Here is a 19839-nt window from a genome sequence, read left to right on the forward strand (position 1 = left end):
ATGGCGACGATCCTTCTGCAGGCTGTGGGCGGCGCCGTCGGCGGGCTGATCGGCGGGCCTTTCGGCGCGGTTCTCGGCCGGGCGGTCGGCGGGCTCGGCGGATACGCACTCGACAGCGCGCTGTTCGGCACGACGCGGCGGAGCGAAGGCGCAAGGCTCGGCGCCAGCCGCATCATGGAAGCCGACGAGGGGGCGGGCGTGCCGCGGCTCTACGGCACGGCGCGGATCGCGGGCCAGGTGATCTGGGCGACGCGCTTCGAGGAGACCAGCCAGACCGAGCGGCAAGGCGGCAAGGGCGGCGGGCAGACCAGCGAGACGACGACCTACAGCTATGCCGGCAACTTCGCGGTCGGGCTCTCCGAGGGGCCGATCGCCGGCATCAGGCGGGTCTGGGCGGATGGCGAGGAGCTGGACCTCACCGGCGTTACGCTGCGGGTCTACCGCGGCGGCGAGGACCAGATGCCGGATCCGCTGATCGAGGCGAAGCAAGGCATGGGCAACGCGCCGGCCTATCGCGGCCTCGCCTATGCCGTGTTCGAGCGGCTGGCGCTGGAGCCTTTCGGCAACCGCCTGCCGCAGATCGCCTGCGAGGTGATCCGGCCGGTCGGCACGCTGGAGGAGCGGGTGCGCGCGGTGACACTTATCCCCGGCGCGACCGAGCACGGGCTGGACCCGGCGCCGGTGCGAGAGACCCTGCGCGGCGGCGAGGACGTGGTGCTGAACCGGCATGCGACGACCGCCGCGACGGATCTCGAGGCGGCGCTCGACGATCTTGAGGGCCTCTGCCCGAAGCTGCAGCGCGTGGCGCTGGCGGTGACCTGGTTCGGCGACGACCTGCGCGCCGGGCACTGCCGGATCCGGCCGGCGGTCGAGGTGGCGCAGCGCGAAGAGACGCGGGCGTGGCAAGTGAACGGCGTCGGGCGCGCCGACGCGCCGCTGGTCAGCTGGAGCGGCGGCGGGCCGGCCTATGGCGGGACGCCGAACGATGCCGGCGTCGTCGACGCGATCCGGGCGCTGGCCGCGCGGGGGCTGGCGGTGACCTACTACCCGTTCCTGCTGATGGACGTGCCGGCGGGCAACGGGCTGCCGGACCCCTACGGCGCCGCGCGACAGGCGGATTATCCCTGGCGCGGGCGCATCAGCCTCGACGTCGCGGTCGGGCGGCCGGGCTCGGTGGACGGCAGTGCCGCGGCGGCCGCCGACATCGCCCGCTTCGCCGGGACCGCGCTGCCGGCGCATTTCAGTCTCGCCGGCGGGCGGGTTTCCTACAGCGGGCCGCCGGAGTGGTCGCACCGGCGCATGGTGCTGCACCAGGCGTTCCTCGCCAAGCTCGCCGGCGGCGTCGACGCCTTCGTCATCGGCTCGGAAATGCGCGGGCTGACGCGGGTGCGCGACGGCGCCGGGGGCTTCCCCTTCGTCGCCGCGCTGATGGCGCTCGCCGCCGACGTGAAGACGGTGCTGCCGGAGGCAAAGCTCGGCTATGCCGCCGACTGGAGCGAGTATTTCGGCTACCAGCCGGCGGACGGCTCGGGCGACGTGTTCTACAATCTCGACCCGCTCTGGGCGCATCCGGCGATCGCCTTCGTCGGCATCGACAACTATCTGCCGCTCGCCGACTGGCGGGCCGAGGATGCCGGCGGGGGCGGCCCGGACGGCGCGCGCTCGGCCTACGACCTCGATGCGCTGCGGCGGGGGATCACCGGCGGCGAGCATGCCGACTGGTACTATCGCAGTGACGCCGACCGGGCGGCACGGACCCGCACGGCGATCACCGACGGCGCGGCGGCCAAGCCCTGGGTCTACCGCGCCAAGGACATCGCCCGCTGGTGGGCCGAGCCGCATGTCGAGCGGCGCGGCGGGGTGGAGGTGGGCGGACAGACCGCCTGGATGCCGCGGTCCAAGCCGATCTGGCTGACCGAACTCGGCTGTCCCGCCGTCGACAAGGGCGCGAACCAGCCGAACGTCTTCGTCGACCCGAAATCCTCGGAGAGCTTCATCCCCTATTTCTCGACGGGAGCGCGGGACGATCTGATCCAGCGCCGGTTCCTCGACGCGCATCTTGGCTGGTGGGACCCGGCCGTGCCGGGCTTCGACGGGGCCGCCAACCCGCTATCGCCGGTCTATGGCGGGCGCATGGTGGAGCCGTCGGCGATCCATCTCTGGACCTGGGATGCGCGGCCCTATCCGGCGTTCCCCGGCCGCACCGACGTCTGGCGCGACGGCGACAACTGGCGGCTCGGCCACTGGCTGAACGGCCGGCTCGGCACGGCGCCGGTCGGCGACCTGATCCGACGGCTGCTCGCCGACCACGGCTTCACCGATGTCGACGTTGCCGGCGTCGACGCGCTGGTCGGCGGCTATGTCGTCGGCGGTCCCGGCACGGCGCGGGCGCAGCTGGAGGATCTGCTGCGGCTGACCGGCGTCGTCTGCCATGCCGACGGCACGCGGCTGGTGTTCCGCTCGCTCGCCAACCTGCCGGCGGGGCGGCCGATCTCGGTCTACGCCGAGGAGGAGGACGGGCCGCTGGTCGAGTTCCGCCGCCGCGAGGCGAGCGAGATCCCGGACGAGGTGGTGGTCGGCTTCTCCGATCCCGGCCGCAGCTACCAGCCGGCGGCCGCCGAGGCCTTGCTGGCGCTGGCCGACAGCCCGCGGCAGGAGACGATCGAGCTGCCGGTGACGCTGGAGGAGAGCCAGGCGCGGCGCTTTGCCGCCGATCTCCTCGCGGACCTCGCGGGGTCGCGGGAGACGGCGCGGTTCTCGCTGTCGCCGGCCGAGATCGCTGCCGAGGCCGGCGATGTGCTGCAGCTGTCGGACGTGCCGGGGCGCTGGCTGATTACCCGGATCGAGAGCGGCGCGACGCGGCGCGTCGAGGCCCGGCGGCTGCCGGAGGCCGGCGAGCGGGCGGCCGAGCGGACGGCAGCTGCGCCGCCGGCGCCGGTGCCGACGGGGCCGACGACGGCGTCGCGGCCGCTGGCGCATTTCCTCGACCTGCCGATGGGGACGGACAGCCTGCCGGAAGCCGCGCCCCGGCTTGCCGTCTTCGCCGCGCCCTTCCTGCCGGTGGTGGTCGAGGCGGCGGGAGGCGGCGGTTTTGCCCGGCGGCTGGTGATCAGCGCCGCCGCGACGCTCGGCACGCTGACGGCCGCGCTGCCGCCGGGGCCGGAGGGGCGGATCGACGCGGCGAACAGCCTCACCGTCGACCTCTCCCGCGGTGCGCTCGCCTCGATCGGCCGGGACGCGCTGCTGTCAGGCGGCAATCTGTCGGCGGTGCTGTGCGCCAACGGCGAATGGGAGGTGCTGCAGTTCGAGACCGCCGAGGAGGTGGCGCCGATGCGGTTTCGCCTGACGGGCCTGTTGCGGGCGCAGGGCGGAACCGAGGATGCGATGGCGGCAGGCGCGGTGCTGGGCGCTGCCTTCGTGCTGCTCGACGGGGGCCCCGTGTCGCCGGGGCTGCGGGCGGACGAGATCGGGCGGGCGCTCGACTGGCGCCTGTCGCCGGCCGGCCGGCCGCTCGACGACCCCGCGGTGCTCGTGCGGACCGTCACGCTCGGCCTGCGCGCGGTGCGGCCGCTGTCGCCGGTGCAGCTGTCCGGCCGGTTCCTCGAGGGTGGCGCGCTGGCGCTCGGCTGGATCCGGCGCACGCGCCTCGGCGGCGACGGCTGGGACGGGCTCGACGTGCCGCTCGGCGAGGAGATCGAGCGCTACCGGGTCGACCTCGTCGATGCGGCGGGGACGCGGCTGGTGCTGGAGACGCCGGGGCCGGCGGCGACGGTCAGCCTGGCCGAGCAGGTCGCCGCCTTCGGCACGGCGCCGGCGGCGCTCGATGTGGGGGTGGCGCAGCTGTCGCTGTCCTCAGGCGCTGGCACCGCGCGGCACGCGACGGTGGCGCGTCCGTCCTGAGACGGCACGGCGCAGGGGCCTTCGGAACTAGCCTTTCTCAGCCACGCGCGCCCACCGGACATCGACGACATCATCAACAGGGAAGGACGAGAGATGACGGACGAAAAACACTGGTACCAGTCGAGGACCATCTGGGGCGGCCTCGTCGCCCTCGGCGCGGCGCTGGCGGGCATTGCCGGCATCGACATCGACGCCGCCACCAGCGACGCGCTGGCGCTGGGCCTCGCCAATGCGGCGGCGGCTGTCGGCGCCGTGGTGGCGATCCTCGGCCGGCTGGACGCGGTGAAAACGATCCGCTGAGGTTAGAAGGAGGGGCGCGGGGATGGTTGTCCGCGGCCCTTTATTCCGGTTGTGGACGGTCAGAGCTGCATGCTTGCTGTGGAATGGCAAACGCGATGCTGGACCGCGGCAAGTCGGAGCGCATGGCGGGGCGATTGGTCGAGCTGGTCTGACGGCATCGGATCCGGGCCGGATGGCTTTGCGAGAACGTCGTATCGGACGCGCCAGGCCTGTTCATTCGACATTCAGTGCCGCTGCGATAGGTTGATCCTGCTCACACTCCGGACCCATCATGATCATCCGCCTTTCCTCCCGCGCTCTTCGCCTCGCCAGCCTTCTGGCTGGGCTGGGAATCTGTTTTCCGGCGATGGCAAACCTCGGGCGTGACGGGGTACCCGTGCGGACGGCGGAGGCCTTCGAAAGGGCGAGCGACCTTCCTGGCAGCCTTCAGCCGATCGAGATCCCGGTGCTGATGGCGGCGGCGGATTGTTCGGGCGCGGCGGCGCAGGCGGCGGCTGACAGCGGCGGGCAGGTGCTGTCGGTGTCGAGCCGGCAGCAGAACGGCCGGACGGTGTGCGTGGTGACCGTGCTGGTGCCGGGCTCCGACGGGGGCCGGCCGCGCAAGCAGACGATCACCCTTCCGCAATAGTGCGGGCTCGCCGGAAACGGGAACGCCGGGGCGTTTCCGCGGACGGGCGTCGCGGACGAGACTGAACGGATACCCATGCGCATTCTCATCGTCGAGGACGATCCCAACCTCAACCGCCAGCTGCACGAGGCGCTGATCGGCGCCGGCTATGTCGTCGATCGCGCCTTCGATGGCGAGGAGGGGCATTTCCTCGGCGACAGCGAGCCATACGACGCGGTGATCCTCGACGTCGGCCTGCCGTCGATGGACGGGATCAGCGTGCTCGAGCGCTGGCGCCGGGACGGGCGGACCATGCCGGTGCTGATCCTGACCGCGCGCGACCGCTGGAGCGACAAGGTCGCCGGCATCGACGCCGGGGCCGACGATTACGTGACGAAGCCTTTCCACATCGAGGAAGTGCTGGCGCGGCTGAGGGCACTGATCCGCCGGGCGGCCGGACATGCCTCGTCGGAGATCAACTGCGGGCCGCTGCGGCTCGACACCAAAGCCTCGAAGGCGACCGTCGACGGCACGCCGCTGAAGCTCACCTCGCACGAGTACAGGCTGCTCGCCTATCTCATGCACCATCACGGCGAGATCGTCTCGCGCACCGAGCTGATCGAGCACCTCTACGACCAGGACTTCGACCGCGATTCCAACACGATCGAGGTCTTCGTCGGGCGCCTCCGCCGCAAGATCGGCATCGACCTCATCGAGACCGTGCGCGGCCTCGGCTACAGGATGCGGGATGAAGCTCCGGGCGTTTGATTCGCTCACCGTCCGCGTCATCGCGTTCTCCAGTTTCTGGGCGATCGCCGCGTTTACCGTGATCGGCGGGCTGATCTCGGCGCTCTACAGCCAGACGGCGTCGCGGGGCTTCGAGGAACTCTTGACGGCGCAGCTCTACAACATCGTCAACGCCGTCACCGTCACGCCTGAGGGACAGCTCGCGGGATCGCCGGATCTTGGCGACCTCCGCTATTCGCAGCCGCTGTCGGGCTGGTACTGGGAGGTGCTGCCGGCGAGCCCGAACACCAAGGGACGGCTCGCCTCGGTGTCGATCGGGCCGGCCGACATCGCCGCGCCCGACCCCAAGGAGAAGCCGTTCGACCTCTACTATCGCCGCGACTACGAGGCGGTGGGGCTCGACGGCGAGACGCTGAAGGTGGTGGAGACCGAGATCGTGCTCGACCAGGAGAACCACATCGCCCGCTTCCGGGTAATGGGCAATGCGAGCCTTCTCAACGCCGACATCGCGCAGTTCGACTGGCGGCTCGGCTTCTATCTCGGCGGCTTCGGCCTCGGCTCGATCCTGATCAACGGCGGCGCCATCCTGTTCGGCCTCAGGCCGCTCGCCAAAGTGCGGCGGGCGCTCGGAGAGGTGCGGGCAGGGCGGGCGGAGCGGCTGCAAGGGCCTTTCCCGGCGGAGCTGCGCTCGCTCGCCTTCGAGATGAACGGGCTGATCGACAACAACCGCCGCATCGTCGAGCGCGCGCGCACCCAGGTCGGCAACCTCGCGCATTCGCTGAAGACGCCGATCGCGGTGCTGACCAACGAGGTGGCGGCGATCGGCGGCGAGAAGGGCCGGCTGGTCGGCGAACAGACCGAGCGCATGCGCCAGCAGGTGCAGCACCATCTCGACCGGGCGCAGGTCGCCGCCCAGAGCGAGGGCGTAGTGTTCCGCTCGCCGGTCCGGCCGGCGCTGGAGCGGCTGGTGCGGGTGATGGCCAAGCTGAACCCGGAGCTTCATCTCGACGGGCCGCATCTCGCCGGTGCGCCGGTTTTCGCCGGCGAGCGCCAGGACTACGAGGAGATCGTCGGCAATCTTCTCGAGAACGCCGCTAAATGGGCGACAGACACGATTCGCGTGTCGGCCGAGACCGCCGGCGACGGCCGTTTCCGGACGGTGATCGAGGATGACGGGCCGGGCCTGACCGAGGCCGAGATGGTGGAGGCGGTCAAGCGCGGGCGGCGGCTGGACGAGAAGAAGCCCGGAAGCGGCCTCGGCCTGTCGATCGTCTCGGACACCGCGCGGGAATACCGCGGCGCGCTGTTGCTCCAGCGCTCCACCCTTGGCGGCTTGAAGGCCGAGGTGGTTCTGCCGCTGGCTCTCGGCAGCGAGAGTCCATAGATAGGGAATGCGCGGGAACCACGGATGCCCGGCGCGGTTTGCCGAAGCCGGTGACGGGTGGTCACACTGGGAAAATACCATGTCGAACGTTCTGCGCCCGCTTCTGATCGCCGCCCTTGCCGCTACGCTTGGCGGCTGCCTGACCGGCGGCACCAGCCGTCTCGCCCCGGCGTCGGAGGGCGTCGTGGCGCTCGGCGACGGCCTGGTCGGCCAGACGCGTGTGCGCCTGCCGGGCGATGTCCGGGCCAAGGCGCTGGAGGCCGAGTTCCAGGCCCTGCAGTTCGCCCCGGCCGGAACGCCCGTCGACTGGACCGAGGACCGCTACCAGGGCTCCGTCGTCCCGACGCAGCTCTACCGCATCGGCGAGAAGGATTGCCGCGGCTATGCCCACACGCTGGTCGCCAAGGGCGCGTCGACCAAGACGGTGGGCACTGCCTGCCGGGGCGAAGACGGCTTGTGGCGGCCTGTGGTCTGAACCGCAGTGTTTCTCGTCAGCAGGCGGCCGGCATAACCGGTGATCGCCATAAAGTGACGGTGTAGGGCTGCCTCCCCGTTGCGGCATCTTCTCCTGACGGTGGCAGGGCCGCGCAGGGCTTGCTATGTCAACGCCCTGAAGAGTGGCGTCGAACGGCCTTGGGCCGGGCGGAAAGCCACGGGCGCACGGCCCGCGGGAGGAATCGCATCGTTTTGTTCTGGATCATCGTCGTCCTCCTGACCGTCGTCGTGACGCTCGCCGCCGTCTGGCCGATCCTGCGCAAGCGCGACGTCCCGACGCCGCTGCGGGCCGAGTACGACGTCGAGGTCTATTCCGCGCAGATGGGCGAACTGAAGGCGGATCTGGCGCGCGGCACGATCTCGGCCGACGAGGCGGGAATCGCCCGCGCCGAGATCGGCCGGCGGCTGCTGAAGGCGACGGCCGAGGCCGAGACGCCGGCCGGCGCAACGAAGCGGACGCCTGGCAAGATCAGGCGCTGGATGGCGGCCGGGCTCGTCGGCGCCGCGATGCCCGTTGCGGCGGTGGCTTTCTACTTCGAAACCGGCTCGCCGGAGATGCCGGACCTGCCGCTGCAGGCGCGCCTCGCGGTCGATCCGGCGCGGGCTGATCTGCCGACCCTCGTGGCGCAGGCCGAGGCACGGCTGCGCAGCAACCCCAATGACGGCGCCGGCTGGGATCTGCTAGGCCCGATCTACCTGCGGAGCGGCCGCGCCGACGAGGCGGTGACGGCGATCCAGAACGCCATCCGGATCCTCGGCGACAGCCCCGAGCGCGAGGCCGGGCTGGGCGAGGCGTTGACCCAGGTGGCGTCGGGCGAGGTGACGGATCTCGCCAAGGCGAGCTTCGAGCGGGCGCTGGCGCTGAACGCCGACTACCTGCCGGCAAAATTCTTCCTGGCGCTCGACTTGTCGCAGGAAAACCGCTTCCAGGAAGCCGGCCCCGCCTGGCAGAAGCTGATCGCGGCGAGCCCTCCGGGTTCCCCCTGGCTGCAGCTTGCGGAAATGGCGCTGGCCGACGCGCAGCAGAAAATCGCCGCGGCCAACGGCGCACCCGCAGAGAATGTTCAAGGGGCTGCTGGGGCTCCCGAAGTCGCCGCGGCCCCTGAGATTGCAAGCACGGCGCCGCGCGGGCCGAGCGGCAGCGACATCGCGGCGGCGTCCGGCATGAGCGAGGACGACCGCAAGGCGATGATCGAGGGAATGGTGTCGCAACTGGCCGAGCGCCTGAAAACCGCCCCGAACGATGTCGAGGGTTGGAAGCGGCTGATGCAATCCTATAGCGTGCTCGGCGATGGCGACCGGGTTCGCGGTGCCTATGCCGAGGCGAGCGCTGCGTTTGCACAAGGTACGCCCGAGCGGACGGCGATCGACGGGGTGGCGGCACAGCTGGGCGTGGCGCCCGCCGGGGGGGTGAAATGACGCGCAAGCAGAAGCGGCTGGGCTCCATCGGTGCCATCCTCGTCGTCATCGGCGGCGCGGTGGCGCTGGTTCTTTCGGCGATGTCGAGCAGCGTCGCCTACTTCAACTCGCCGACCGACATCATGGCGCATCAGGTGGGCTCGACCCAGCGTATCCGGCTCGGCGGGCTGGTGGAGCAAGGCTCGGTCGACCGCGAGGCCGGCGAACTCGTCCGTTTCCGCGTGACCGACAGCGTCGAGAGCGTGGCGGTCGAGTATCACGGCCTGCTGCCGGACCTCTTCCGCGAGGGGCAAGGCGTGGTGACCGAGGGCGTGCTCGGGCCCGACCGGGTTTTCGTCGCCGACACCGTGCTGGCCAAGCACGACGAGACCTACATGCCGAAGGAAGTCGTCGACGACCTGAAGAAGCGTGGCCTCTGGGAAGACGGCAAGGGCAAGCCGATGCCGTCGAAGGCGATGGGCGCGGCGGCCGCGCCGACGGGAGCTGGAACATGATCGTCGAGATCGGCCACTACGCCCTGGTGCTGGCGCTCGCCACCGCCATCGTCCAGTCGATCCTGCCGCTGATCGGCGCGAGGACTGGAGACAACAGGCTGATGGAGACCGGCGAGGTCACCGCCATCGCCTGCTTCGCGCTGATCGGTCTCTCCTTCGGCGCGCTGACGGCGGCGCACGTCACCTCGGATTTCTCCGTCAAGAACGTCTTCGAGAACTCGCATTCGGCGATCCCGATGCTCTACCGCTTCACCGGCGTCTGGGGCAATCACGAGGGGTCGATGCTGCTCTGGGTGCTGATCCTCAGCCTGTTCAGCAGCCTCGTCGCGCTGTTCGGCCGGGACATTCCGGGCAGCCTCAAGGCCAACGTGCTGGCGGTGCAGGCCTGGATCACCGCGGCCTTCCTCCTGTTCATCCTGACGACGTCGAACCCGTTCCAGCGCCTGTCGCCGGCGCCTTTCGAGGGACAGGACCTCAACCCGGTGCTGCAGGACATCGGCCTCGCGGTGCATCCGCCGATGCTCTATCTCGGCTATGTCGGCTTCTCCGTCGCCTTCTCCTTCGCGGTCGCCGCCCTCATCGACGGGCGGATCGACGCGGCATGGGCGCGCTGGGTGCGGCCGTGGACGCTGACGGCATGGATCTTCCTGACGCTCGGCATCGCGATGGGCTCCTACTGGGCCTATTACGAGCTCGGCTGGGGCGGCTGGTGGTTCTGGGATCCGGTCGAGAACGCGTCGTTCATGCCTTGGCTCTCCGGTACCGCGCTGCTGCATTCGGCGCTGGTGATGGAGAAGCGGGCGGCGCTGAAGATCTGGACGGTGCTGCTGGCGATCCTGACCTTCTCGCTGTCGCTGCTCGGCACGTTCCTCGTCCGCTCGGGCGTCCTGACCTCGGTGCACGCCTTCGCCACCGATCCGTCGCGCGGCGTCTTCATCCTCGCCATCCTGACGATCTTCATCGGCGGATCGCTGGCGCTGTTCGCCTTCCGGGCGCAGTCGCTGGAATCGGGCGGGCTGTTCGCGCCGATCTCGCGCGAGGGCGCGCTGGTGTTCAACAACCTGTTCCTGACAACGGCCTGCGCGACCGTCCTCATCGGCACTCTCTACCCGCTGGCACTGGAGGTGCTGACCGGCGAGAAGATCTCCGTCGGCGCGCCGTTCTTCGACCTGACCTTCGGGCCGCTGATGATCCCGCTGCTGCTGGCGGTGCCTTTCGGGCCTCTGATGGCGTGGAAGCGCGGCGACCTCCTGGCGGCGGCGCAGCGGCTGTACTTCGCCGTCGGCGTCTCGCTCGCCGCGGTCATCGTCACGCTGGCGGTGACGCAAGGGACGCGCATTGTCGCCGCTTTCGGCTTCGGCCTCGCGGTCTGGCTGATCGCCGGTGCCGGCGTCGACCTCGCGCTTCGCTCGGGCCTGCCGAAGGCGAAGGCGGGCGTTGCGCTGCGGCGCTTTGCCGGGCTGCCGCGCTCCGCCTTCGGGACGGCGCTCGCCCATTGCGGCCTCGGCATCACGGTGCTCGGCATCGTCACCACCTCGGCGTTCCAGACCGAGACGATCACCACCATGCAGGCAGGCGAGGTACGCGATGCCGGCGGCTACCAGGTGCGCTTCGACGGCATCACGCCGCGCCAGGGGCCGAACTACACCGAGGAAGTCGGCACCTTCGTACTCAGCCAAGGCGGGGTGGCGCAGAAGACGCTGGAGAGCGCCAAGCGCTTCTACCCCGCGCGGCAGATGCCGACGACGGAAGCCGGCATCCACACCCACTGGTTCAGCCAGACCTACGTCTCGCTCGGGGATACCATTTCGAACGGCGGCAAGACCGTGGTGCGCATCTGGTACAAGCCGCTGATCACGCTGATCTGGCTCGGCGCCGTGATGATGGCGTTCGGCGGCACGGTCTCGCTCGCGGACCGGCGCCTGCGGGTCGGCGCGCCGGCACGGGCGAAGGCCCGGCCGAAACGCGGCCAGGAAGTGCCGGCATGAAGCGGCTGGCGGAAATCGCCATGGTCGCGGCTGGGCTCCTGATGGCACCGGTCATGCTGCCGGCGATCCCCCCGGTGCCATCCGACGGCCTCTTCGTCTCCGGCATGGCCTTCGCCGTTCAGCCGGACGAGGTGCTGCCGGATGCCGGGCTGGAAATCCGGGCGCGAAAACTCTCCGAGGGGCTGCGGTGCCTCGTCTGCCAGAACCAGTCGATCGACGAGAGCGATGCCGCCCTCGCCAAGGATCTGCGAATCCTCGTGCGCGAGCGCCTGGTCGCCGGCGACAGCGACGAGGGCGTGATCAGCTATATCGTCGCGCGCTATGGCGAGTTCGTGCTCCTCAAGCCGCGGCTGTCGATGGCGACGGTGCTGCTCTGGTCGACGCCGGTCGCGCTGATCCTGGCGGGCGCCGGTTTTGCCCTATTCGCCTCGCGGCGACGCCAGCGCGAAGGCGCGAGCGCCGGGCTGACCGCAGACGAGGAGAATGCGGTCGAGCGGGCGCTCGCGGAGCGCGGCCTTTAGGCTTTCTGCGTTCTCGGCAGCTGCTGGGTTTCGGCAATTGCACCCGGTGTTAACTGGCGGGCCAGGCGGACGGTGCGGTTGTCGCGCTTCGGCCATCGGGGCAGGGGGCGGCCCGGCTGGCCACGTCCGGCAGCCCTGGCGATGTTCCGCAACATTACCAAGCTTTCACGCATCCGAAGGGGTCCCGTAATCTGAACTCCCCTATTTCTATCTGCGAAGCGGGAGACATCGAGGATGCCGCCGCGAGAGAACTCACGAAAAAGACGAAGCGCCGGTTGGGCATCGTCGTTTTCGGGGACCTTAGGGAAAAGGATGATTTCGATGCCAGACGTGATCCAGAAGTCCAAGCGCAATCGCCTCCTCGCCGCTGCCCTCGCCGCGGGCGTCGCCGGCTCCGCCTTCGCCGGCGGCGTGATGGTCAACATGGTGCCGAGCTACGCGGCGCCGGTGACCATCGACGCTCCGATGACGAATTTCGGCTTTGCCGACGTCGTCGAGAAGGTGACCCCCGCCGTCGTGTCTGTCCGCGTCAAGGAGAAGGCGACGGTCGCGATGAACGACAGCGACAGCGACCAGGCCAATCCCTTCGAGAACCTCCCCGAAGATCACCCGATGCGCCGCTTCTTCGAGTTCGGCCAGCGCGGCGAGCAGGGCAAGCCCGGCATGCCGAAGAACAGCCAGCCGCGCCGCGAGAACCGCCAGGCGACCGCGCAGGGTTCGGGCTTCTTCGTCAGCGATGACGGCTTCCTCGTGACCAACAACCACGTCGTCGAGGGCGGCGAGAACTTCACCGTGGTGATGAACGACGGCAAGGAATACGACGCCAAGCTGATCGGCACCGACAAGCGGACCGATCTCGCGGTGCTGAAGGTCGACGCCAAGAACGTCAAGTTCACCTATGTCGAGTTCGGCGACGACGCCAAGGCACGCGTCGGCGAGTGGGTCGTGGCGGTCGGCAACCCGTTCGGCCTCGGCGGCTCGGTGACGGCCGGCATCATCTCGGCGCGTGGCCGCGACATCGGCGCGGGTCCCTACGACGACTTCCTGCAGATCGACGCGGCGGTGAACCGCGGCAATTCCGGCGGCCCGGCCTTCGACCTCTCGGGCAAGGTGATCGGCGTCAACACCGCGATCTTCTCGCCGTCGGGCGGCAATGTCGGCATCGCGTTCGCAATTCCCGCCTCGACCGCCAAGGGCGTCGTCCAGTCGCTGCGCGACAAGGGTTCGGTCCAGCGCGGCTGGCTCGGCGTGCAGATCGCCTCGGTCACCGGCGACATCTCGGACGCGGTCGGTCTTGCCAACGAGGACGGCGCCATCGTGACGCTGCCGGACAATTCGACCCCGGCGTCGGAAGCGGGCATCAAGACCGGCGACGTCATCACCGCGGTGAACGGTGAGACGGTCAAGGGCCCGAAGGAGCTGGCGCGCAAGGTCGCCGAGTTCGCGCCGAACACCTCGATCGACGTCACGGTGTGGCGCGACAATGCGGCGAAGACGATCGCGGTGAAGCTCGGCAACATCGCCAGCCTCGACGAGGCTTCGTCGGCGGCAGGCTCCAGCGAGGGCGCACCGGTCGATCCGTCGGCGCTGTCGGGCTACGGCCTGACGCTGACGCCCTCGGAAGACGGCAGCGGCGTCGTGGTCACCGAGGTCGATCCGTCCTCCTCGGCGGCAGACAAGGGCGTGCAGGCCGGCGACGTGATCGTCTCGGTCAACGGCAAGGCGGTGACCTCGCAGGCGCAGGTTCAGTCCGCGCTGAAGGAAGCCGACAAGGGCGGCCGCAAGGCGGCGCTGTTCCAGCTGCGCAATGGCGAGCAGAACCGCTTCGTCGCCTTGCCGATCGCCAAGGGCTAACAGGCCGGGCGAAAGCCCAGTCGTTTGAGTAGGGGCGGCGGCTTGTTCCGCCGCCCTTTTTCATGGGGCATGATGAAAGGAGCGCAGCGCCATGGCGTTGTCCGCTGAATCCGCTACATCCGAGTGCATGCGAATTCTGATCATCGAAGACGATCGCGAGGCGGCGGCCTATCTCGTCAAGGCGCTGAAGGAAGCCGGGCACGTGCCGGACCATGCGGCCGACGGCGCGTCCGGCTTCCACATGGCCGACACCCGCGACTACGACGTCATGGTGGTCGACCGAATGCTGCCCGAGCGCGACGGGCTGTCGGTGATCTCCGGCCTGCGCGAGAAGGGCAACGGCACGCCGGCGTTGATCCTCTCGGCGCTGGGCCAGGTCGACGACCGCGTGACGGGCCTCAGGGCCGGCGGCGACGACTATCTCGCCAAGCCCTATGCGATCGCCGAGCTGCTCGCCCGCGTCGAGGTGCTGGGCCGGCGCCGGGGCGGGCGCGACGTCGAGACCGCGTACAAAGTCGGCGATCTCGAGCTCGACCGGCTGTCGCACGAGGTCAAGCGCGGCGGCAAACCGATCGTGCTGCAGCCGCGCGAGTTCCGCCTGCTCGAATACATGATGAAGAATGCCGGCCAGGTGGTGACCCGCACCATGCTGCTGGAGAACGTCTGGGACTACCATTTCGACCCACAGACCAACGTCATCGACGTCCACGTCTCGCGGCTGCGCTCCAAGATCGAGCGCGAGTTCGGCTCTGCCTTGCTGCACACCGTGCGCGGCGCCGGCTACATCATGCGCGCCGAGTAGCCGTGCGCATCGCCCATGCCCTGATCGGTCCCGCGACGGGAAGGGCGACCTGATGCGCCGCCTGCGCGCGCTGATGCGGATGACCGCCGTCCGTCTCTCGGCGGTGTACCTCGCGCTGTTCGCCATCTTCGCGGTGGTGCTGGTGGTCTACGTCACGGCGACCGCCGGCGGCATCCTGCAGAACCAGAGCCACGAGACCATTTCCGAGGAGATCGCCGAGCTCGGCCAGATCTACCAGAATGGCGGCATCGTCGGCCTGGTGCGGGCGATCGAGCGCCGCTCGCGCCAGCCGGGCGCCTCGCTCTACCTCGTCACCGACGCGACCGGGCGGATTCTTGCCGGCAACGTCGAGAGCCTCGAGCCGGGCGTCCTCGACGACAGCGGCTTTACCGAGAAGGCTTTCGGCTACGAGCGCTACGCCGACGACGTCAACGACCGCTACCACATGGCGCTGGCGGAGATCGTGAGCCTGCCGAACGGCATGCGGGTGCTGGTCGGGCGTGACCAGAGCGAGCAGGTTCGGTTTCGCTACATCGTGCAGCGGGCGCTGATCCTGGCGCTGGCGCTGATGGGCGCCGGGGCGCTGTTCGCCTGGTTCGTCGTCGGTCGGCGCGCGCTGCGCCGGCTCGACCAGATGTCGGCGTCGAGCGCGCGGATCCTCGCCGGCGACCTCGGCGAGCGCCTGCCGGTGACCGGGGCGGAAGACGAGTTCGACCGGCTGTCGGCCAACCTCAACACGCTGCTGGCGCGGATCGCCTTGCTCCAGGAGGGCTTGCGCCAGGTCTCCGACAACATCGCGCATGATCTGAAGACGCCGCTGACACGGCTGCGCAACCGTGCGGAAGGCGCGCTGGCGGATGCCGCGTCCGGCGGCGATCCGCGGGCGGCGCTGGAGAGCAACATCGCCGAGGCCGACCAGATGATCCGCACCTTCGACGCGTTGCTGATGATCAGCCGCGTCGAGGCCGGCTTCCATCCCGCCGAGAAGGACACGACGGACGTCGCGGCGATCGTCGCCGACGTCGCCGAGCTCTACGAGCCGATGGCCGAGGATGCCGGCGGGCGCCTGGAGGTGCGGGCATCGGGGCCGGTCGAGGCGCATGCCAGCCGCGAGCTGATCAGCCAGGCGCTCTCGAACCTCATCGACAACGCCCTGAAATACGCGCCGCGGGAGGGTGCCGAGACCGTCGTGACGGTCGGCCTGGAGACGCGGGGCGACCGCTGCCTACTGTCGGTCGCCGACAATGGTCCCGGCATTCCCGAGGACAAGCGTGGCCGCGTGCTGGAGCGCTTCTACCGGCTCGACGACAGCCGTTCCAAACCGGGCTCCGGGCTCGGCCTGTCGCTGGTCCAGGCGATCGCGCAATTGCATGGCGGGCATGTTTCGCTTGAGGATGCCGGTCCCGGCCTTAAGGTCGTGCTCGACTTCCCCCTCGACGGAAAGGCCCGCGACGATGCCAGAAGGACCGACGCCGGCTGACGGCCTGAGGATCGGCGGCAGGGCGCAGCTGCTGCCGCTCGATGCCGCGCGCGCTACGGCGTGGATCGACGATCTCCGCCGCCGGGCAGACGAGGACGGCTGCGCGCGCCTGTCCGCGCTCCTCTCGGTGCCGGGAGCCGACCGCGACCGGCTGGGCGCGGTGCTCGACCTTTCCGGCCATCTCAACGCCATCCTACTCGCGCGGCCGGATTGGCTGGAGCAGCTGTTCGACGGCGATGCGCGCGCGCAGATCCACGCGATCATCGCGGGGCTCGGCGCCTTGCCGGGCGAGGCCGCGACCGAGAGCTCGCTGATGACGCTGCTGCGGGAGGCCAAGCGCGAGGCTTCGATGCTGATCGCGCTGCGTGACCTCTTCGGCGCGGCGGACGGGCGCGAGACCACCGCCGACCTGTCGGACCTTGCCGAGGCCTCGGTGCGGGCGGCGGTGCGCTTTCTGCTTCTGGATCTGCACGGCCGGGGGAAGCTGTCGCTGCCCGATCCGCTGCGGCCCGAAACCGGCTGCGGCCTCTTCGTGCTCGGCATGGGCAAGCTCGGCGGGGGCGAGCTGAACTATTCGAGCGACATCGACCTCATCGTCCTGTTCGATCCCGAGGCTCCGGCCATCCTCGACGCGGACGAGGCGATCGACATGTTCTCGCGGGCGGTGCGGCGGCTGATCCAAATGATCGGCGAGCGCACCGGCGACGGCTACGTCTTCCGCACCGACCTCCGGCTGCGGCCCGATCCGGGCGCCATGCCGTTGGCCATCCCGGTGCCGGGGGCGATCGCCTATTACGAGGCGTCGGGCCGCAACTGGGAACGGGCGGCGATGATCAAGGCGCGCTGCGTGGCCGGCGACGCGGCGGCAGCCGACGCCTTCCTCGACGAGATGACGCCCTTCGTCTGGCGCAAATATCTCGACTTCGCCTCGATCGCCGAGATCCAGGCGATGAAGCATCGGATCGACCGGCACCGCGGCTTCGATGGCGTGGCGGTGGCCGGGCACAACGTCAAGCTCGGGCCGGGCGGCATCCGCGAGGTGGAGTTCTTCGCCCAGACCCAGCAGCTGATCGCCGGCGGGAGGGCACCGGGGCTTCGGCTGCGGCGGACGGAGGAGACGCTGCTGGCGCTGGCGGACGGCGGCTGGATCGACCGCGCGGTCGCCGACGAGCTGATCGAGGCCTACTGGTTCCTGCGCCGCGTCGAGCATGCCATCCAGATGGTCGCCGACGATCAGACCCACACGCTGCCCGACGACGTGCCGGGCCTCGAGCGCGTCGCGCGGCTGGCGGGATTCGCCGATCTCGACGGGTTTTCCGGCGCCTTGCTCGGCCGGATGCGGGCGGTGGAGCGACGGTTCTCGCAGCTCTTCGCCGGCGAGGAGAGGGGATCGGACGCGCCGTCGGTCGACAGCCTGCTCGGCGGCGAGGAAGATGCGGCCTTGCTCGAACGCTTGAGCGCGCTCGGCTTCCAGCGCCCCGGTGACGTCGCAAGGATGCTGCGCAACTGGGGCGAGGGGCGCACGCGCGCGACCCGCGCGGAGGCGACGCGCCAGCATCTGGCGCGGGTGCTGCCGGCACTGCTCTCGGCCTTCGCCAAGGCCGGCGACCCGGACGCGGCGATGGCGAGCTTCGACGGCTTCGTCGGCAAGCTGCCGGCGGGGCTGCAGTTCTTCTCGCTGATCGCGTCCAATCCGCGGCTGCTCGATCTGCTCGCGCTGATCATGAGCGCGGCGCCGCGCCTTGCCGAGACGATCTCGCACCGGCCGCACGTCTTCGATGCGCTGCTGGAGCCGGCCTTCTTCCGCGAGATGCCGCGCGCGGCCGATCTCGCCGGGCGGCTGGCCGCCTTCCTCGCCGAGGCGGATGGATATGAGGACAGCCTGATCCGGCTGCGGATCTTCACGTCCGAGCAAAAGTTCCTCGTCGGCGCCCGGCTATTGGTCGGGGCGATCGAGGGCGAGGCGGCGGGCTACGGATATTCGGCCATCGCCGACGTTGTGCTGGCGGCGGCATTCGCGGCGGTCCAGGCGGATTTTGCCGAGCGGCACGGGCGGGTCCCGGGCGGCCGCGTCGTGCTGCGTGGAATGGGCCGGCTCGGCAGCCGCGAGATGACGGCGGGCTCCGACCTCGATCTGCTGCTGCTCTACGACCACGACGTCGAGGCCGAAGAGTCCGACGGCCCGAAGCCGCTGCCGGTCAGCGTCTACTACATCCGCCTGACGCAGCGGCTGATCGCGGCGCTGACGGCACCGATGGGAGAGGGCGTGCTCTACGACGTCGACTTCCGTCTCCGCCCGTCCGGCAACAAGGGTCCGCTCGCCACCCATGTCGACGCCTTCCGGCGCTACCAGCAGACCGAGGCCTGGACCTGGGAGCGGATGGCGCTGACCCGCTCGCGCAACCTTGCCGGCGATGCGGATCTCTGCGCGGCGGTGGACGAGACCGTGCGCGACGTCATTGCCGCGCCGCGCGATGCCGACACCTTGCGCGCCGACGTCGCCGCGATGCGGGCGCGGCTGTCGCGCGACAAGCCGCCGCGGGGCGCTCTCGATCTGAAGCGGCTGTCCGGCGGGCTGACCGACCTCGAATTCCTGGCGCAGTGGGCGGTGCTCGACGGTCTCGTCGGCGCGGACATGGTGGGGATGCCCACCGCAAGCGTGCTGGCGGCGCTCGATGATCTGCCAGCCTTACGAATTGGTAAGGCGGCAGTCAGTCTGCGTTCATCGATGGACGCCTACACCAGGGTTATTCAACTGACCCGGCTCGGCCCGTCCGATGTCCATGGGATCGCCTCTCTCCCGCAAGGCCTGGCCGAGCGGGTGGCGAAAGCCCTCGGCGTCGACGGGTCCGAGGGGATCGAGCCGGTCATTGGAGAAACCGCGGCCCTCGTGCGTTCGACGTTCGAGCGGCTGCTTCCCCTGGTTTCCGAGGACGGCGTCTGACGCCGCCCGGAGTGCACCCCGCGGTGCAGAAGGAGTTTACATGAACCGTATCAAGCAACTGGCTCTCTGCGGCGTCGTCATGACGATCGGCGCGTCCGGCCTCGCCTATGCGCAGACCGCAACACCGCCGGCGCCACCGGCCGCCGCTGCCCCCGCCCCCAATGCAGCGATGCCGGGCGCCACCGCGCCGGCGGGCGAGATGTCCGACGAAGCGATGCCGGGCGACGACATGCCGGGCAATGACATGCCGGGCAATGACATGCAGGGCGACGCCATGGCCGGCGATGACGACGACGACGCCGATGATGCGGACGTGCGGCCGATGCCGGGCCCGGGTGCCGCGGCCGAACAGGGCCGGCGCGGACCGATGGGCTGGATGGACAAGAACCGGGACGGCACCATCGACAAGGCCGAGTTCCAGGCTGGCAAGCTCGAGCGCCTGAAGGCGGCCGACACCAATGGCGACGGCACGCTGTCCGAGGACGAGCTCGAGGCCATGGTGTTGAAGCAGATGGCCGAGCGCCGCGCGGCGCGGATGATGAAGCGCCTCGACATCGACGGCGACGGCGTCGTCACGCTGGCCGAGAGCGAGGGCATGCGCGACAAGCGCTTCGCCGTGCTCGACCTCAACAATGACGGCAAGATCGATGCCCGCGAACTGCGCGAGGCGCACCGGGGCATCGGCCCTGACATGAAGGGGCATGGCATGAAGGGTCACGGCATGAAGGGTCATGGCAAGGGCCCGCACGGGGAGGGCCGCCATCACGGCGGGCGTCACGACGGCGGCAAGGAGTGGCGTCACCACCACGGCAAGTCGATGGAAGGCCCGCGCGGGGAATAGTCCGCAGGCACCCGGAGACGATGACGACATGAGAAAGGCCCCGGAGCGATCCGGGGCCTTTTT

Annotated in this window: 15 protein-coding genes; all 15 read left to right on the forward strand. The window is 70.0% G+C overall.

Annotated elements, in window-relative coordinates; genetic code table 11:
• The 15 genes from ACZL02_RS03375 to ACZL02_RS03445 all read left to right on the forward strand — a co-directional run bounded on the left by ACZL02_RS03375 (position 1) and on the right by ACZL02_RS03445 (position 19776).
• Complete coding sequence (locus tag ACZL02_RS03375; RefSeq protein ID WP_472938766.1) at positions 1–3900, forward strand: baseplate multidomain protein megatron; 3900 nt, start codon at positions 1–3, stop codon at positions 3898–3900.
• A gap of 93 nt (positions 3901–3993) precedes the next feature.
• Positions 3994–4200, forward strand: coding sequence for a hypothetical protein (locus tag ACZL02_RS03380; protein ID WP_472931434.1), 207 nt, complete (start codon positions 3994–3996; stop codon positions 4198–4200).
• A gap of 271 nt (positions 4201–4471) precedes the next feature.
• Positions 4472–4828, forward strand: coding sequence for a hypothetical protein (locus tag ACZL02_RS03385; RefSeq protein ID WP_472938767.1), 357 nt, complete (start codon positions 4472–4474; stop codon positions 4826–4828).
• Between the two features lie 75 nt (positions 4829–4903).
• Positions 4904–5575, forward strand: coding sequence for a response regulator transcription factor (locus ACZL02_RS03390; RefSeq protein ID WP_472938768.1), 672 nt, complete (start codon positions 4904–4906; stop codon positions 5573–5575).
• Entirely contained in the window at positions 5556–6938 is a 1383-nt protein-coding gene (locus ACZL02_RS03395; RefSeq protein ID WP_472938769.1) for an ATP-binding protein, read from the forward strand. Before ACZL02_RS03390 ends, ACZL02_RS03395 begins: the two co-directional genes overlap by 20 nt.
• A gap of 79 nt (positions 6939–7017) precedes the next feature.
• A complete protein-coding gene (locus ACZL02_RS03400; protein ID WP_472938770.1) occupies positions 7018–7413 on the forward strand; it encodes a hypothetical protein in 396 nt (131 codons plus the stop codon).
• A gap of 212 nt (positions 7414–7625) precedes the next feature.
• The gene (gene ccmI / locus ACZL02_RS03405) at positions 7626–8852 is read left to right on the forward strand and encodes a c-type cytochrome biogenesis protein CcmI (RefSeq protein ID WP_472938771.1); all 1227 of its coding nucleotides are present in this window, start codon (positions 7626–7628) and stop codon (positions 8850–8852) included.
• Complete coding sequence (ccmE, locus tag ACZL02_RS03410; protein ID WP_472931440.1) at positions 8849–9346, forward strand: cytochrome c maturation protein CcmE; 498 nt, start codon at positions 8849–8851, stop codon at positions 9344–9346. The genes ccmI and ccmE overlap by 4 nt, the downstream gene beginning before the upstream one ends.
• Positions 9343–11334, forward strand: coding sequence for a heme lyase CcmF/NrfE family subunit (locus ACZL02_RS03415; RefSeq protein WP_472938772.1), 1992 nt, complete (start codon positions 9343–9345; stop codon positions 11332–11334). The genes ccmE and ACZL02_RS03415 overlap by 4 nt, the downstream gene beginning before the upstream one ends.
• Positions 11335–11387: 53 nt before the next feature.
• Complete coding sequence (locus ACZL02_RS03420; protein ID WP_472939099.1) at positions 11388–11855, forward strand: cytochrome c-type biogenesis protein; 468 nt, start codon at positions 11388–11390, stop codon at positions 11853–11855.
• Between the two features lie 321 nt (positions 11856–12176).
• The gene (locus tag ACZL02_RS03425) at positions 12177–13709 is read left to right on the forward strand and encodes a Do family serine endopeptidase (RefSeq protein WP_472938773.1); all 1533 of its coding nucleotides are present in this window, start codon (positions 12177–12179) and stop codon (positions 13707–13709) included.
• A 127-nt stretch (positions 13710–13836) separates the two neighbouring features.
• Complete coding sequence (locus ACZL02_RS03430; RefSeq protein WP_472938774.1) at positions 13837–14511, forward strand: winged helix-turn-helix domain-containing protein; 675 nt, start codon at positions 13837–13839, stop codon at positions 14509–14511.
• Positions 14512–14560: 49 nt separating this feature from the next.
• The gene (locus tag ACZL02_RS03435; protein WP_472939100.1) at positions 14561–15991 is read left to right on the forward strand and encodes a sensor histidine kinase; all 1431 of its coding nucleotides are present in this window, start codon (positions 14561–14563) and stop codon (positions 15989–15991) included.
• Positions 15966–18935: a bifunctional [glutamine synthetase] adenylyltransferase/[glutamine synthetase]-adenylyl-L-tyrosine phosphorylase gene (locus tag ACZL02_RS03440; protein WP_472938775.1), complete on the forward strand. Its 2970-nt coding sequence runs from the start codon at positions 15966–15968 to the stop codon at positions 18933–18935. Before ACZL02_RS03435 ends, ACZL02_RS03440 begins: the two co-directional genes overlap by 26 nt.
• 40 nt (positions 18936–18975) lie before the next feature.
• Positions 18976–19776, forward strand: coding sequence for an EF-hand domain-containing protein (locus ACZL02_RS03445; RefSeq protein ID WP_472938776.1), 801 nt, complete (start codon positions 18976–18978; stop codon positions 19774–19776).
• Positions 19777–19839 lie beyond the last annotated feature (63 nt).

The organism is Mesocryomonas fontinalis (genome assembly GCF_055730125.2).

Coding starts and splice junctions, on each gene's coding strand:
- ACZL02_RS03415 (WP_472938772.1), top strand. CDS start 9,343: ATGATCGTCGAGATCGGCCACTACGCCCTGGTGCTGGCGCTCGCCACC.
- ACZL02_RS03390 (WP_472938768.1), top strand. CDS start 4,904: ATGCGCATTCTCATCGTCGAGGACGATCCCAACCTCAACCGCCAGCTG.
- ACZL02_RS03445 (WP_472938776.1), top strand. CDS start 18,976: ATGAACCGTATCAAGCAACTGGCTCTCTGCGGCGTCGTCATGACGATC.
- ACZL02_RS03425 (WP_472938773.1), top strand. CDS start 12,177: ATGCCAGACGTGATCCAGAAGTCCAAGCGCAATCGCCTCCTCGCCGCT.
- ACZL02_RS03380 (WP_472931434.1), top strand. CDS start 3,994: ATGACGGACGAAAAACACTGGTACCAGTCGAGGACCATCTGGGGCGGC.
- ccmE (WP_472931440.1), top strand. CDS start 8,849: ATGACGCGCAAGCAGAAGCGGCTGGGCTCCATCGGTGCCATCCTCGTC.
- ACZL02_RS03430 (WP_472938774.1), top strand. CDS start 13,837: ATGCGAATTCTGATCATCGAAGACGATCGCGAGGCGGCGGCCTATCTC.
- ACZL02_RS03375 (WP_472938766.1), top strand. CDS start 1: ATGGCGACGATCCTTCTGCAGGCTGTGGGCGGCGCCGTCGGCGGGCTG.
- ACZL02_RS03400 (WP_472938770.1), top strand. CDS start 7,018: ATGTCGAACGTTCTGCGCCCGCTTCTGATCGCCGCCCTTGCCGCTACG.
- ACZL02_RS03395 (WP_472938769.1), top strand. CDS start 5,556: ATGAAGCTCCGGGCGTTTGATTCGCTCACCGTCCGCGTCATCGCGTTC.
- ACZL02_RS03440 (WP_472938775.1), top strand. CDS start 15,966: ATGCCAGAAGGACCGACGCCGGCTGACGGCCTGAGGATCGGCGGCAGG.
- ACZL02_RS03385 (WP_472938767.1), top strand. CDS start 4,472: ATGATCATCCGCCTTTCCTCCCGCGCTCTTCGCCTCGCCAGCCTTCTG.
- ACZL02_RS03420 (WP_472939099.1), top strand. CDS start 11,388: ATGCTGCCGGCGATCCCCCCGGTGCCATCCGACGGCCTCTTCGTCTCC.